Here is a 16,497-nt window from a genome sequence, read left to right on the forward strand (position 1 = left end):
ATATCGTGACCTTTATTGGGGGGATGGCAAAACCGATTGCCGCATAACATGGAAGCCAATATAGGAAAACGCATGGCCGCGTTCGGCGGTAATCCGAAATGGGGAAGATCATGGCAATTGCAACGACGATGCGTCCGCTTGTTTCTCTCGCTCTGCCTGAAAAGGGCGCCACCCGCCTTGCGACGCAGCTTTTGCTGGCGATCGCCGGAACGCTGGTGCTGACGCTCGCGGCCAAGACGAAAGTTCTGCTCGGGCCGGTCGACATCTCGATGCAAACCTTAGCCGTCTTTCTGATCGCCGCGGCGTTCGGCATGCGCCTCGGCGTCGCCACGCTGCTTCTCTATATGGCCGAGGGTGCCATGGGCTTCCCGGTCTTCCAGAGCACGCCGGAAAAGGGAATCGGCATCGCTTACATGCTGGGTTCCACCGGTGGGTATCTTGCCGGCTTCGTAGTCATGGCGGCGATCGTCGGCTGGGCTGCCGATCGCGGTTGGGATCGCCATCCGATCAAGCTCTTCAATGCGATGCTGGTTGCCGAGATCGTCATGATGGCAATGGGCTTTGCCTGGCTGGCGCTGCTGATCGGTGCGGAAAAGTCGTGGCAGTTCGGCGTCATGCCCTTCATCATTGGCGATCTGATCAAGGTTGCTCTCGCCGCGAGCCTGGTGCCGGCCGCATGGTCGCTGCTGAAGCGTTCCTGATCTCTGGGTCGCCAGATCGGACACTGCGCTGATCAAGGCACCGGACCAGGCTACCGGGATTCTCCGACGGCAGGTTGGCCGCGGGACCGACCAATGGCGGTTCCCCCGATCTTGAAGGGGCGTCCGCTCCGCAACGACAAGCCGGCGACACCGTCACACTATCTTCAAGTCAGCGACTTAAGGAGCAGGGCAACCAGCGATTCCTCGTGGCCAAACGCAATCAGACAACTACACATCGGCGCATTGCCCAACACTGTTCCTCATACAGCTAAAAAAGAAAGCGGCCCGATGATTTCTTAGGCACGGCTAAAGTCTATGCGCAATTCGCGGGAATTTTTTCGACGAACCATCTTGATTCTCGCGACATAGTTGCTTGCTGGTATCCTCACGCTGTCGTAAACGTCGACCTGAACGGTTCTGTTCAGATTGTCGACCTGGAACACATTCACCTCAAGCACATCGTTCGGAGACAAAGGCTGCTCGCTGCCGTTCTGGGTGTTTTGCGGCGCAGGCAGGTCTTTTACGACCTGCAAAGCAGCCGCAATCCGCGTATCTATGGCGGCGACAAGGTTGTCGTCTTCGCCTCGAAATCGAAAATTGCGATGAACAATCTCAAGGACGCCCTCGGCGTCGCCTCGAGTGCAGCCCGAATTGCCGTGGTCCCTGGACTATAGCCACAGTCGGTCAGAATTCAGCCTACGGACGAACTCAGGATTACCTCGCGCCATGCTCGATCGTAACAGACAGCATCAAATTGCAGGCCCGGGACACGGTCAGGCCTTGTCCGCGGACCTGTATTATGACGGTGCGCAGAACTACAACCCGTACGGTCGCGATCAGCCGGAGCAGGACGAAGGCTTTAATCCACTCAAGCTGCTTTTCTATGTGGTCCAGTATCGGTGGCTGATCGTCATGATGGCGGCGGCGGGGCTTGTCGCCGGCGTCATCGTTACCATGATGCAGACGCCAAAATATCAGGCGACAACGCAACTGGAGGTGCTGGTCCCTTCCGCCAAGGTGTTCCAGGACATTGAAGTGGTTTCCGAAAACAGCGACGTGCGGGCTTTTCTAACGGCCCGCGAAAAGCTGAAAAGCCGCGCATTGGCGCAGCGCGTGGTGTTCCAACTGGGTCTCAGCGAAAAGCCGGACTTCCTGTTTCCGACGCCGAACTTTTCACCTAGTAATATTTTCTATCGTGCGTTCGGAATCGCCAAATCTCCCTCCGTTGAGGAGAAAACCCCTGAGGAACGTGAGACGATTGCGATCGACCGCGTTCTAAAAGACCTCACAGTCAGTCTCGTCACCAATACAAGCCTGCTGTCGATCACGTTTGCCGACCAAAATCCGAAATACGCAACTGACATAGCCAATCAGGTCGCACAAAGCTTTATCGACCAACGCCTCGACCAGACCAGCGAGACATCAGACCTCGCACGGCAATTCATCCAGGAGCAGGTTTTGCAGGTAAAGCAAAAGCTCCAGAAGTCCGAGGAGGAACTCGTCGCCTATGCGAAGGATGCAGGCATCACCGTAACCGGCGACGACAAATCGCTGATAGGATCGAACATCGAGGCTCTGAATACAGCGCTGGCGACGGCAATCCAGGAACGTCTCGACGCCGGACGGGTCGTGGAACAAATCGACAAAGGGCGCGGCTCCAGCCTTGCCCCGGTTCTGGAAAGCGAAGGTCTGCAGAAGCTCAGCGAGAAACTGGCTGATTTGACCAGCCAGTATCAGCAGAAGCTGGGCATACTGAAGCCCGGCTTTCCGGAAATGCAGCAGCTTCAGTCGCAAATCAAGGAGCTGCAACGGCTCTATAGCAATGGTGTTTTGACGATAACCGATTCCTTACGGCAGAAATATCAAGAAACTCAGAACAAGGAGGCCGACCTTAAGTCTAAACTTGCTGAGATGGAGAAGCAGCAGGTTATCTTCAACGATAAAAACATCAAATACACAATCCTGAAGCGTGAGGTAGATTCGAATCGTTCCCAGTATGACAACCTTATTTCCAAGTTGAATGAAGTTGGTGTGAGCTCCGAGCTCAAGACGCAAAACGCCGCAATCGTTGATTTTGCGACGCCGCCCGAGCGTCCTTATTCTCCGCGCCTGACAATCAATCTTGCGATCGCTCTGGCTCTTTTCATGGCTCTGAGCGCTTCGATAATCTATATTATAGAATTGTTAAACAATACCTTCACCAACCCCGAGCAGATCGAGAAGGAATTGGGATTGGCGATGCTGGGCATCCTGCCGCTGGTCGATGATCGGGAAATCGTAGCCAGCATCACCGATCAGAAGTCAGGATTGTCCGAAGCCTACCGCTCGCTTCGAACATCGTTGCAGTTCTCCGGCGCCGAGGGCGCGCCGCGATCGCTGCTGGTCACGAGTTCGGAGCCCTCGGAAGGCAAGTCGACCACGTCGTTCAAGCTCGGGCAGGATTTTGCCGCACTTGGTGCAAGAGTTCTCATCGTCGACGGCGATCTTCGCAAGCCCAATCTTCATCGGCTGTTTGGGCTCGACAACACGATTGGGCTCAGCAACCTCCTGACAAACACCGTTCGCAAGGAGGATCTTGCGAGCATTTTCCGGGCGACTAAATATCCGAATGTGACCGTTTTAACGTCTGGAACGATCCCGCCGAACCCTGCGGATCTGCTCTCCCCGCCCAAAATGGCGCTGATCGTCACCAATCTCGGCAAGCGCTTCGACCTTGTCATCATCGATGCCCCGCCGGTCGTCGGTCTTTCAGATGCACCTATCCTCAGCCGGCTTGCCGAGGGTACGTTGATGGTCATCTCCACCAATCAGGTGACACGCAAGGCGGCCAAGACGGCGTTGAAACGCCTGCGAGCCGCGGGCGCGAATGTGGTTGGTGCCGCGATGTCGAAATTTGCGGTGAACAAGTTCGACTACAACTACGCCTATAAATATATGAACTACCAGTACTACGACTACGGCACGAGTACCCCGAAACTTGAGGGCAAAGTGGATGACGGAGCAGGCCAGCCCGCTTATGCAAAATCTCCGACGTTTAGTCGTTTGGTTCGTCGCATCCGTTCTAGTGTTGGTGGCTTCGTCGATCGGGCTAAGTCGACTTCTTGAGGCCGAAACGCCGGCCGTTTCGCTCGCGCTTGATCCGTTGAATGTCGATGCGGTGATCGGTGAAATTACCGATGCGCTGAACGACACAAGCAGTACTCCTGACCTTGACGCCTTGCTTGCCAAGGCCGAAGGAGCGCTTCGCTTTGATCTGGTGGACGCTCGCCTCTACAGCCTGATCGGCGAGATCAAGTACCGCCAAGGCGAAAAAGACCAGGCCAATGAGCTTTTCGACCAAGCCCGAAAATTGTCCAAGACGGAAATCCATGCGCTTCAGAGGTCAATCGGCCACTCGATCGAAACGGGCGATCTGTCAAAGGCTGTTGGCGAGATCGATATATTACTGCGGCGATGGCCGGATCGGTTTCCTGAAATAGCTGGGGGAATGCCGACAATCCTCTCGAACCCCGATGGATACCAGGCTGTGCTGGCGGCCCTTAAGGTGGATGCGCCTTGGCGAGCCAGTCTGTTCGTCGCGCTCGGCAACGCCCGCCAGGGGCTCGATTTCGCGAATCGGCTGCTGCTCGATTTGATCGGGTCAGGCGCACCGCCGAAACAAGGCGAGTTGTCCTTTGTAATCAACGGCTATATTCGCCAGAAGCAATATGAGCCAGCATACCGGTTATTTCTTTTCAGCCTTTCTGATGAAGAAAGGAAGTTAGGCGGATATATTTTCAACAGTACCTTCGAACCGGTGCCTAGCGGGAAGCCTTTCGATTGGCAGGTCCGTGATCAGTCGGGCATGGAAGTTACATTTGCAACATCCCGGGATGCGGTCGAAGGTGAGGGCGGGGCGACAGTCCGTTTCCTGAATACACCGGTGAAGAGCTCCGCTCTTCAGCAGTATATTGAGCTCCCTCCTGGTTCCTACAAGATTTCTCTGATTGCATCTGCAAGAAATTTGAAACTTCCAAAGGAGTTATTCTGGTCCCTCAGATGTCCGTCCGGCGAAATTGCACGGTTCAATATTCCAGAGGGCACATACAATCGTCAGGCCCTGAGTCAGGATTTTTTGATTGGTCCTGACACCTGTCCCATGCAATTTTTGCGGCTGGAGACTGCCACCATTGCTGACAGTTGGCGGTTCCGGTATGTCGGCACGTTGGTAATGCACAAACTGAGCATTGAGAGACTTCCATCTTGAGCGACCGGCAATCGGAATGGGATAAATATCTCCTCGGATCCGTTCTGTTCATATCGCTGCTGATCGGCGGAGGGACTGAAAGCGGCCTCTACACAGACACGCTGATTCAGGTCGCGGCAATTGTCTCGGCCGCGGTGGTATTTTCTCGGACCTCCGCCCAAAGACTCCCCCATTCTGTTGTGTGGCTGCTTGTCTTCGCCGTGGCATTGGTGATTTTGCAAATCGTCCCGCTGCCGGCCCCCATTTTCAACGGGTTGCGGCCAGAGCTGTTGCTCGCAGATTCCTCGCTCGTTGGAGAAACCCGGTTTCGTTTCGTCAGCCTCGGTGTGGGACGCACGATCGAATGCCTGTTGTACCTTGTGGCTGTGGCAGCGTTTTTCCTGAGCGTGTTGCGTTTGCGAACCGAGCAGGTCCAGGCGCTTCTTCCGTTCTTTTTCATGGGCGTCATCTGCAATGGGCTGGCGGGAGCGATTCAATATTCGCTGTCCGACAACATCGCCATAGAGGGATTGCTGCCGTTTACAATCAACGCGGGGCTGTTTGCCAACCGGAATCACTTTGCGGCCTTGCTTTTTGTCTCTATTCCCTTCGTCGTCTACCACGGGCTCTTTCGCGGAAATCTCTTGTCCGGTTTGCTCGGGCTGGTCACGCTTTTGCTGCTTCTCTTGGCAGCCGGTTCGCGTGCTGGAGTGCTGATTGGGCTGGCGATCACAGTCCTGTCCGTCGTCTTTCTTTCGGCGCGCTCCAGAGCGAGCGGATGGAGCATCCTGCTGGTTTTCATAGGGCTCTCGGTCTACACGATCGGCGCATGGTCGAAGATCGATGTTGACGTGCTTGATCCGGCTTTCGGGCGGGGAGAATTCGCGCGGACCACTATTGACGGAATTAAGGAGAATTGGGCGACTGGCGTCGGATTTGGGAATTTTCAGAAGGCCTACCAGATATACGAAAAAGAAGGGATGATTTTCAAACAGTTCGTAAATCATGCCCACAATGACTATCTTGAAATAGCCTTCGAAGGTGGAATTCTTGCCGTTCTGCTGATGGCATCTTACTTTGTGTTGCTTTTTGCATCGTTTGCCAGAATCCGCCGCGATCCGCTTCAGAAGGCGGCGTTTCTCTCGGTCTCCTTCCTTCTCATCCATTCACTGGTCGATTATCCACTGCGGACCGCAGCGCTTGCAATGACCTTCGCCTATTTGAACGCCATCATCTTTCACAAGGGATTTGCAGATCGTTTGCGCCAGAAGAGCGAAACGATCGAGATCGACCACAATGGCGACAAGCTGTTTGTTCCCATTGGAAATTCGTCGTGATGCAGGGCCTGGAGGAACTGATCGCGCGATATCATTTGACGGGTTGATGCCCAGATCTTGCTCTACCACAGGGTGCGGCAGTGATTGACAAGCCATGGTTCAAAACCTAACACGCTCAAATCGCGCCGGTCGGGGGAGCGAAGGTTTTAGGAGAGCTTGTTGAAAGGCATTATCCTGGCCGGGGGCAGCGGAACCCGACTTTACCCGCTGACACTGGCGGTTTCCAAGCAAATCCTGCCAATATACGACAAGCCGATGATCTACTATCCGCTGAGCGTATTGATGCTCGCGGGTATCCGTGAGATTCTCGTCATCTCGACCCCGCGCGACCTGCCGGTTTTTAGGGACCTGCTCGGCGACGGCTCGGAGTTCGGCCTTGATATGTCTTATGCCGAGCAGCCTCATCCCAACGGCCTTGCTGAAGCCTTCATCATTGGCCGCGACTTCATCGGCAATGACAGTGTGTCGATGATCCTCGGCGACAACATCTATTTCGGGGAAGGGCTGTCGCAACTCTGCCGCAAGGCAGCTTCACGCAAAAGCGGTGCCTCGGTGTTCGCCTACCATGTCGAGGATCCGCAGCGCTATGGCGTGGTTTCGTTCGACAAGGTCAGTGGCTCCGCCTTGACGATCGAGGAAAAGCCGGAAGCGCCGAAGTCGAATTGGGCAATCACCGGTCTCTATTTCTACGATAACGATGTCGTGAACATAGCCCCGACGATCCGGCCCTCGGAGCGTGGCGAACTCGAGATCACGGCGGTCAACAACGTCTACCTCGAACGCGGCCAGTTGCAGGTCCATCAACTCGGCCGAGGCTATGCCTGGCTCGACACCGGCACCCATGACAGCCTGCATGAAGCCTCTTCCTTCGTGCGCACCATCGAACATCGCCAGGGCATCAAGGTCGCCTGCCCGGAGGAGATCGCTTTCGAGCAGGGCTGGCTGACGGCGGACAAGGTTCTGCAGCGTGCCACCCGCTTGGGCAAGAACGAATACGCCGCCTATTTGCGCCGGCGTGTCGTCGAGTTGACGGAGAACTAGGGTGCTGGAGATCAGGCCGCTCGGTCTCGATGGCGTGCTGGAGATCGTTCCGAAGCGCTTCGGCGATGCGCGGGGGTTCTTTGTCGAAACCTACAATGAGGAGCGGTTTTCAGAGGCAGGCATCGATCTGCGTTTCGTCCAGGACAATCATTCCTATTCCGCCGCGACGGGTATTTTGCGGGGGCTTCACTATCAACTTCCCCCACGCACCCAGGGCAAGCTGCTGCGCGTTGTCCGCGGCAGGATTCTTGACGTCGCGGTCGATATACGCCGCAGCTCGAAGACATTCGGAAAATGGGTCGCCCTCGAGATCTCCGCCGAAAAGGGCAATCAGATTTTGGTGCCGAAAGGCTTTGCGCACGGTTTCGTCACGCTCGTGCCGGACACCGAGGTGCTGTACAAGGTCACCGACACCTATTCGCCGGAGCATGACCGATCGATCCGTTTCGACGATCCCGCCATCGGCATCAAATGGCCATCGCTATCTGGCGGGTTCCAGCTTTCGGACAAGGATCTCAATGCGCCGGCACTCGCCGCGGCTGAGGTATTTGCGTGAGGAGAGCAGCATGAATTTTCTGGTGACTGGAGGTGCCGGCTTCATCGGCTCGGCGGTGTGCCGGCATTTGTGCGGCAATCCAGCCTACCGCGTGACCAACATCGACAAGCTCACCTATGCGGGAAACCTCGCCTCGTTGCGGTCTATCGAAAACGCGCACAATTACAGATTCGTGCACGCCGACATCTGTGACGACAGGACGATCCTGGAGGTGCTGCACCACGACGACATCGACATCGTCATGCATCTTGCCGCCGAAAGCCATGTCGACCGGTCGATCGACGGGCCGGGAGCATTCATCGAGACCAATATCGTCGGCACCTACCGGATGCTCAATTCGGCCCTGGAATATTGGCGCGGACTTCCCGACGTGAAGAAAGGCCAGTTTCGCTTCCATCATGTTTCGACCGATGAGGTGTTCGGCGACCTGCCCTTCGACAGCGGTATTTTCACCGAACAGACGCCCTATGCGCCATCGTCGCCCTATTCGGCGTCGAAGGCCGCGTCCGATCATCTGGTGCGTGCATGGCACGACACCTACGGCCTGCCGGTCGTCCTGTCGAACTGTTCGAACAATTACGGTCCGTTCCATTTCCCCGAAAAGCTGATCCCGCTCGTCATTTTGAACGCGCTCGACGAGAAGCCGTTGCCGGTCTATGGCGCCGGCGCGAATGTGCGCGACTGGCTTTTCGTCGAAGACCATGCGCGCGCCCTGGCCATTGTCGCGACGCGCGGTGTGGTCGGCGAGAGCTATAATGTCGGCGGTGGCTCGGAACGCACCAATCTGGCGGTGGTACAAGCGATCTGCGACATACTCGACAACAGGCGGCCGCGCCCCGCCGGCCGGCGTTATCGCGATCTCATCACCTTCGTCACCGACCGCCCGGGCCATGACCGGCGCTATGCGGTCGACGCCTCGAAGATCGAGCGCGATCTCGGCTGGAAACCGCGCGAGAGCTTCGACAGCGGCCTCGCCCGGACGGTCGATTGGTACCTTCAGAACGAATGGTGGTGGGGTCCGATCCGCAGCGAGCGCTACGCCGGCGAGCGGCTAGGCGAAGCCCGCAAGGGTGCCGCGTGAGGCTTGTCGTCACCGGACGCGAGGGCCAGGTCGCAAGCAGCCTTGTCGAACGTGCGCATGCGCACCCGGACGTCGAGGTGATCGCGCTCGGCAGGCCTGAACTCGACCTGGCGAAGCCTGAGACCATCGCGCCGGCGCTGGCAGGCGTCCGGCCCGACCTGATCGTGTCCGCCGCCGCCTACACAGCGGTGGATCGGGCCGAGGACGAACCCGAGCTTGCCTTTGCCGTCAACGGCGCCGGAGCCGGTCATGTCGCCTCAGCCGCGGCAGCGCTTGGCGTTCCCGTCATCCATCTGTCGACCGACTATGTCTTCGACGGAAGCGGCGAGAGGGCCTATAGCGAAGATGATGAACCCGCTCCGCGCAGCGTCTACGGCGCCTCGAAGCTGGCTGGCGAGCACGCGGTCGCCAGGGCCAACCCGCGTCACCTCATCCTGCGCACGGCGTGGGTCTACAGCCCGTTCGGCAGGAATTTCGTCAAGACGATGCTGAAGCTGGCAGCCGATCGCGACGAGATAGCCGTGGTGGCCGACCAGTGGGGAAATCCCACTTCCGCGCTTGATATTGCCGATGCGATCCTGCATTTGGCGGCGATGCTGCATGGCAACAAGGGCTTTGCTTCCTTCGGCGTCTATCATCTGGCGGGAACCGGCGAGACCAACTGGAGCGGCTTTGCCCGTCATATCCTGGACACAAGCCAGGCGTTTGGTGGGCCCTATGCTGCGGTGAGGGACATAGCCACGGCCGATTTCCCGACAAAAGCCCGTCGCCCTATGAACTCACGACTCTCGACGGAGAAGTTCGCAGCCATATTCGCATGGAATGTTCCTGAATGGCGGAAGTCGACTGAGACGGTGGTACGTCGTCTCCCGGGCGGCGAGACAAAACAGGCACTGAACGCATGAACAAGACTCCGAAAAATTGGCACGAGGCATCCGGCCAGCAGGCCGTCGATCAGCCCGCACCAAAAACGCGCGCTAAGGCGAAACCTGTAAGAATTGCGCAACTGGGCACATTTGACGTTGAAAACTACGGCGACCTTCTCTTCCCTTTGCTCGCGGAACGACGCTTGCGTGAGGGTTTGCACGATCTAAACCTGGAGGCCGTATCGCCGGCTGGTAGCTCTCCCGTGTGGAGTGACAGCCCGACCAGCTTAGGATGGGAGGCCTTTTCGCAGAACCGTTCGTCGTACAGCGGCTTTCTCGTCGGCGGCGGTAACATTATCCGCGCTAACATCTCTGAACTCGAAGCATACAGTCGGGGAACTATTCCACTGCTCGGCTATGCAAATCTTTGGGCCGGGGTGGCGGCAGGAAATACCAGATCATCTCCCATATGTTGGAACGCGCCAGGCGTCCCCGCTCCTCTACCCAAATCGCTGCGGGCTTTGTTCCGCGCCTGTTTGGAACGAACGGATTATGTGTCTGTCAGGGACGAACAAAGTTGCGACCTGTTGAAGGAAGTGGCTCCTAATCTAAACATTGTGGTGGCTCCAGATTCTGCCTGGGAGATTGACAAGATATGGACCGCTGAGCAGCTAGCTAAAGCCTATCAAAATGCGTTTGCTGCTCGCGGTATGTCTTCGGCCGAGCGCACCGTAGTGATCCACGTAAATTCGAGGTATCTGGGCGGCGCTAATATCGGACAAATTGGAAGCCTTCTTGATGGCCTTTGCCAAAGGCTTGATGCAAAAGGAATTCTTATAGCTATCGGGCCATGCCACGGCGATGACGAACTGGCAAGGAACGTCGCGCGTTGCATGAAAACGTCCCCTTTGGTGATTGACCGCCCTCTCAGCTTGGTAGAAGTGGCAGCTTGTATCGCTAATTCTGTAGCGTATCTGGGCTCTTCAATGCATGGTTTTATCACCGCATCAGCGTTTAGGGTTCCAGGCGTTATTGTAGCATCACCGAAAATGATCAAGTTTGCGGGACTGATGTCTGAAGCTGGTCTACCCAGCCTGCTCAATGAGCAATGGCCGGATGCAATCAGACAATTGACCGACTTCAACAGGGACCAGCACGTTTCATTGTTAGGGGAAGTACATTCCGCTCAAATCAGAAAGTTGGATAGCCACTGGAATACGATCGCCGAAGTGTTTCAGAGTCGCGACGCGTCGAAGATTTTGAAACAATCACTTCTGAAGTACGAGGAAACTATCCTGAGCGTCAGAGCTATAGAATATTTTCGCGCCAACAGGGATTTTCAGGGTAAAAATGTAAATTTGACCAAAGAATTGTCCGCAACTAGCGATGCGTTGATTTTGGCTAACGCAGAAACAGAGCGCCAAAACGCGGAACTCGACGGTCTTCGATCTCAATTGAAGATGAGCGACGAGCAGATAAGCGCTTTAAATCGCAACCTCTCTGATCTTGCAGAGCGACTCACAGCTGCTCAAGCGGATGCCAGCAGCGGGCAACGCGAGGTCGAGGCCGAGCGCGAGGAAGTTAGGCGCGTCTCTCGTCAAAATACCGTACTCTCCTATCAGTTGCGAGAACTCGAAACTCAGCTCGTTGGTCTTCGTCGAGAAAAGCATGAACTTTTAACATCCACGTCTTGGCGTATCACTGCGCCGGTTCGCGCTATGCCTGCCCGGATACGCGCTCCAGCTAGACTTCTTGCGAAGTTGGCTTGGTGGACCATTACACCTCGCCTTTGGGCTACGCGTTACAAATACTATCGAAACGTGCTCGCTATTAAACGCACCGAAGGAGTTACGACGCCTTCGGTTGCTCAGCGATCGCCAGGGCCCGCAACCGAACAAGTCGAAGCCAGATATATTCGCGAGCGCATAGAAGCGCAGTTTAATTCTGTCGCAATCATTGTCCCCGTCTACAATGCTCCACAAGAAACGGATGAATGCATCCGGTCGGTTTTGCGGCACAGCGACCCCTCAGTTCGACTCATTGTGATAAACGATGCCAGTCCGAATCCGGAAATAAGGGAGGTGTTGGCCCAGTATACTGATTTGCCCAATGTCGAAGTGGTCCACAACGAAACCAATCTTGGTTTCACGAGAACGATCAATCGTGGAATTGAATTGGCTGGCTCAGCGGACGTCGTATTTCTAAATTCAGATACAATCGTCACGCCGCAGTGGCTACGCAATCTTCAATTCGCGGCGTACTCGGAAGATCGTATCGCCACAGCGACACCATTTTCGGACAATGCCGGGGCGTTTTCGGCGCCGGAGATTGGCAAGAAGAACCCCATCCCGACATGGTTGGAACTCGATGACTACGCTCGTCTCGTCACGCGTAACAGCAAGCGGCATTACCCCAAAGTTCCGACCGGAAATGGCTTCTGCATGTTTGTCAGGCGGGCTTGTATTGATGAAGTCGGCACACTTGATGCCGAGACGTTTCCGCGTGGCTACGGCGAAGAGAACGATTTCTGCATGCGCGCCGGTAGGAAGGGCTGGCAGCATGTGATCGATGACGCGACTCTGATTCACCATGTGCGCTCAGCCAGTTTTGGTGATGAAAAAACGCAATTGATGAAAGACGGTCGCGCTGTTGTCGACAAACGGTACCCGGAATACTCGAATCGCGTTCGCAGCTTTATTGACGATCCAATCGCTTCGGCTGCACGCCAAAGAGTTGGCGAGGCTGCCTCTGTCCTGCTGCAACAGAACGGGGTGCGCCCCCGCGCCGTGTTCGTCGTATCGACCCGAACTGGCGGCACTCCACAAACCAATCAAGATCTTATGGAGGCTTTGCACGACCGCTACGAGGCCTATCTATTGCGTTGCGATGCGAAAACCGTCGAATTTTTCCAAATCGCTGGACGCGAGCAAATACTATTGGAAACCGTCAAGCTTGAGCAGCCGCTCAAAGCATTCCCACATGCTTCGGAGGAATATGACGCGATCGTCCGACAACTTTTAATCCAGCATCAAATTGAGCTCGTGCATATTCGGCACATAGCTTGGCATAGCCTCAAACTGCCGGCAATCTGCAAATCTTTGCAGGTGCCGGTCGTTTTTTCATTTCATGACTTCTATACCATTTGCCCAACGGTCAAACTTCTTGATGAGAATTTACAGTTTTGCGGTGGGACGTGTACTGCTTCGCTCGGCCAGTGCAAACATGAATTGTGGACCGATCCAGACTTCCCTCCGTTAAAGCGCAACGCCATAAAAGACTGGCAATCGGCGATGAGCGAGATGCTGGCACACTGCGATAGTTACGTGACCACTTCGCATGGATCGCGTGATCAGATCACGCAAATCTATCCTGCCATGCAGAAAAAACCATTTGTTGTGATTCCGCATGGCCGCGATCTGGAAATAAAAAATGTAACCACAACCGCTAGATCGATAAAAGAAAAAATTCGCATATTGGTACCTGGAAACATAGATATTTCAAAAGGTGCTGGGATACTTGAATCTCTAGCGGAGTTGGATAAGGACGGAATATTTGAGTTCCATCTCCTCGGCAGAACGACAATACCGCTGACAAAGAATTTCGTCTTCCACGGACCCTATAAGCGCGAAGAGTTCATTCAGAAGGTGGAGAAGATCCGGCCTCATTTCGGCGCTATCTTCTCGATTTGGCCTGAAACATTTTGCCATACCTTGACGGAGATGTGGGCGTGCGGGCTGCCCGTGCTGGCGCTGGACTTCGGCGCGGTGGCCGAACGCATTCGCCAAACGGGAGGCGGATGGCTTCTTGAAAATTCCTCGCCGCAGATATTGTTTGAACGATTGCAGGCGATCACCCAGGATTTCGAGGACTATTCGCAAAAAGTCGATCAAGTGCGTCTATGGCAGGACGAGATCGGCCGTACCAACTCCACGCTTTGGATGTCGCAGTACTATGACGAAATATATCGCAATCTACTGACGCGAGAGATACACCTCTCTGAGGGGCTGCATCGTCCCCGTGTCGGAGTGGTCCTGCCCGGAAATGGCCCAAGTTATCCCGCTTCAAGTCACATCAGAGTTTTGGAAAAAATCCGCGATAACATACGACGACCTGTCAGATATGATCTCGTCCAGCCCGGTGATGTAGCCAATGAATCGGTGGTCGGCCAGTTTAACGCTATCCTCGTTCAGCGTACGGCTTTGCAGCCAAATGATCTGGCCAAATTTACGTCGGCATGCTCCTCTAGCGGCACGAAAGTCATTTTCGAGATAGACGACGACTTGATCGGCATGGGCGACCGACGAGATCTGACTGTGAACTACGAAGCATTCAAGCAATCGGTAAAATCAATCGCTCAGACGGCTGACGTCGTCATCGCGTCTACGCCGATTTTGGCCGATCGTCTCCGAACCATTAACAGTTCAGTTGCGATTGCGGAGAATGCGCTAAGCGAGCGGCTCTGGTTTGGCCCAATTGCTTCCGGCTCGGATGACCTCGGAGTTCCCAGCCTCCAAAAGCGTGCTAGCCAGGAAATCCGCATAGTTTACATGGGAACAAAAACCCATAGCGCAGATCTCGCACTTTTGGAGCAGCCAATCAGGGTCTTGCGGTCTGAATTTCCGAATCTCCGATTCTTTACCATTGGCATTACCGATATATCTGAAAACTGGTTCGAAAATGTCAATATCAAAGATAAGTATAAGGCCTACTCGAATTTTGTACCATGGTTCAGAAATTTCGCGGCGGAAATGGACATTGCTGTTGCCCCGCTCGATGACACATCATTCAACGCCGCAAAGTCGCCGTTGAAATTCTATGAATATTCCGCGGCCAAATTATGTGGACTCTACAGCGCGGTCGAGCCATACAAGTCCGCCGTTCGATCAGGAGTAACGGGTTACCTAGTTGATAATAACGTTGAAGCCTGGACGGACAGTTTACGGCACGCAATCGAAAGACCGGATGAAAAGCGCCAGATAGTTGCCAGGGCATTTGACGAGATGCTTCATCATCATGGAATGAAGGCGGCGGCAGAACAGCTGGACAATATCGTCAAGGATTTGTCCGCCGTACAGCCAGAAGTGAAAATTGTCGGTGGTGGAGTCGACTGAGATTTTCGGGAGTGGAGTATCGATGCTCGTTAGTCCTCAATCTGTTCTATCAAGAGTCGCTGTTGAAAGACGGGAATATCTTGAACGAATACTGCCGCGTTTTGGTTCGATTTTGGAACTCGGTGCGTTTGATAACCCAGTATTCAGGAAAGAACTTGGGGATATGGTGAAATACGCAGATTGGTTCGGTAAAGAAGAATTGCTTGACATGCACAAAAATAATAAAAAAAGGAATTTTGATAGAGCAGTCGATGTCGACTATGTAGTCAAGGATCACCTATTTGCAAGGTACATCGATGCGAAATTCGATTTAATAAGTGGAAGTCATGTAATCGAGCACATCGCAGACGTTGTGACATGGCTTAAAGAGATCGAAGCGCTACTTAGACCGGGAGGAGCTGTCTTCCTCGCTATCCCGGATCGGAGTTACACCTTTGACTATTTTCGATCGGAGAGTACTGCGATCCAAATGGTACGCGCGCATGAGGAAAAGCTTTCTAGGCCAGATAAATGGCAGATATTTGATCATTTTTATTACCATCAAAAGGTAGATGCCGAAGAAATTTGGAATGGAATGCCGCCTTCGGAATTCAAATCAAGATTCAGTTTTAGTGAAGCGATAAAGCGATCAGAAATTGCCAGCAACGAGTATACTGATGCTCACTGTTGGGTGTTCACTCCAAGTTCTTTCGAAATCGTCATCAATGATTTGCGGCTGGCAGGCCTGGTTAGATTGTCGGTGGAGCACGTTGAGTCGACCAGACGGGGTCGAAACGAATTTTGGACAGTTCTGAGGAAGTAACATTTCCTATGGCGGCGAGAAAACTATTTACGAGGAGGGTTGGTTATGGCGGCAAACGCGCACCTCACATACCACTCAGATCGGGCGATTACAGTCGGACAGTTCCAGCCCAACATGGGCTACAAACCCAACTATTCCTACGCCGGTCCGGACATTGACGAGTTTCAGACATTCCTTAGAAATTGCCCTATGCGAGGCAGTCTTATAGATATCGGAATACCAGGATGGTTGAGGCGAGAAGACGCGCTGAAGCTCTATGAGCTGGCCAGATTTGCCGAAGGAGATATTCTCGAGTTTGGCACGAACGAGGGACTATCCGCCTATATTCTCGCCAAAGCAGTTGCAAATTCTGGGCGTAAGGCTGAAATCGTCTCCATGGAGTTGTCACCGGAGATTTCAGCGGCAGCTCATAAAAACCTCACGGCTCGCGGAGTAGATGGAACCATTCGTCTTGAAGTGGGAGACGCCGACGCTACCTGCCAACGCTTAGTGGATAGCAATCGAAAGTTTGGGTTTTCCTTCATTGATCATTCGCATGCCTATGAGCACGTTGTGAAGGCATGCCATAGGTTGAAACAATTGATTGAGCCCGGTTCGTTCTGCGTGTTCCATGATTTCAACGACAAGCGGAATTCGAGGCGCACCGGACTGGGGGAAACCAGAAACGAATATGGGATCATAGCCGGTATTGAAGATTCGCTTGATATCAATCTGTTCGAATTTGTGGGCATTTACGGTTGTTGCGGCGTTTTCAGGAGAAAAGATATCTAAAACTAA

At 54.3% G+C, this 16,497-nt stretch carries 11 protein-coding genes; all 11 read left to right on the forward strand.

All coding sequences use genetic code 11. The annotated features are described in order from the left end of the window. Positions 1-110 precede the first annotated feature (110 nt). Positions 111-701, forward strand: a complete 591-nt coding sequence (locus tag MESS2_RS05385) for a biotin transporter BioY (RefSeq protein ID WP_008873086.1) — start codon at positions 111-113, stop codon at positions 699-701. Positions 702-1,427: 726 nt separating this feature from the next. Next, positions 1,428-3,806, forward strand: a complete 2,379-nt coding sequence (locus tag MESS2_RS05390) for a GumC family protein (RefSeq protein ID WP_008873090.1) — start codon at positions 1,428-1,430, stop codon at positions 3,804-3,806. Beyond that, a complete protein-coding gene (locus MESS2_RS05395; protein ID WP_008873091.1) occupies positions 3,694-4,947 on the forward strand; it encodes a tetratricopeptide repeat protein in 1,254 nt (417 codons plus the stop codon). Before MESS2_RS05390 ends, MESS2_RS05395 begins: the two co-directional genes overlap by 113 nt. Next, positions 4,944-6,263 carry an O-antigen ligase family protein gene (locus tag MESS2_RS05400; protein ID WP_008873092.1) on the forward strand — a complete coding sequence of 440 codons (1,320 nt, stop codon included), beginning with the start codon at positions 4,944-4,946 and terminating at the stop codon, positions 6,261-6,263. The genes MESS2_RS05395 and MESS2_RS05400 overlap by 4 nt, the downstream gene beginning before the upstream one ends. 159 nt (positions 6,264-6,422) lie before the next feature. Continuing rightward, on the forward strand, positions 6,423-7,304 hold the full coding sequence (gene rfbA / locus MESS2_RS05405) for a glucose-1-phosphate thymidylyltransferase RfbA (protein ID WP_008873093.1): 882 nt from the start codon (positions 6,423-6,425) through the stop codon (positions 7,302-7,304). Between the two features lies 1 nt (position 7,305). Next, a complete protein-coding gene (rfbC, locus tag MESS2_RS05410) occupies positions 7,306-7,860 on the forward strand; it encodes a dTDP-4-dehydrorhamnose 3,5-epimerase (protein ID WP_008873094.1) in 555 nt (184 codons plus the stop codon). 10 nt (positions 7,861-7,870) lie between these two features. Next, entirely contained in the window at positions 7,871-8,941 is a 1,071-nt protein-coding gene (rfbB, locus tag MESS2_RS05415; protein ID WP_008873095.1) for a dTDP-glucose 4,6-dehydratase, read from the forward strand. Further along, positions 8,938-9,846 carry a dTDP-4-dehydrorhamnose reductase gene (rfbD, locus tag MESS2_RS05420; RefSeq protein ID WP_008873096.1) on the forward strand — a complete coding sequence of 303 codons (909 nt, stop codon included), beginning with the start codon at positions 8,938-8,940 and terminating at the stop codon, positions 9,844-9,846. Before rfbB ends, rfbD begins: the two co-directional genes overlap by 4 nt. Next, a complete protein-coding gene (locus tag MESS2_RS30160) occupies positions 9,843-14,918 on the forward strand; it encodes a glycosyltransferase (RefSeq protein ID WP_083918377.1) in 5,076 nt (1,691 codons plus the stop codon). The genes rfbD and MESS2_RS30160 overlap by 4 nt, the downstream gene beginning before the upstream one ends. A gap of 22 nt (positions 14,919-14,940) precedes the next feature. After that, a complete protein-coding gene (locus tag MESS2_RS05430) occupies positions 14,941-15,720 on the forward strand; it encodes a class I SAM-dependent methyltransferase (RefSeq protein ID WP_157357617.1) in 780 nt (259 codons plus the stop codon). A gap of 45 nt (positions 15,721-15,765) precedes the next feature. Further along, positions 15,766-16,491 carry an O-methyltransferase gene (locus tag MESS2_RS05435; protein ID WP_008873099.1) on the forward strand — a complete coding sequence of 242 codons (726 nt, stop codon included), beginning with the start codon at positions 15,766-15,768 and terminating at the stop codon, positions 16,489-16,491. Positions 16,492-16,497 lie beyond the last annotated feature (6 nt).

This window comes from Mesorhizobium metallidurans STM 2683, from assembly GCF_000350085.1.
GTDB classification, from domain to species: Bacteria; Pseudomonadota; Alphaproteobacteria; order Rhizobiales; family Rhizobiaceae; genus Mesorhizobium; species Mesorhizobium metallidurans.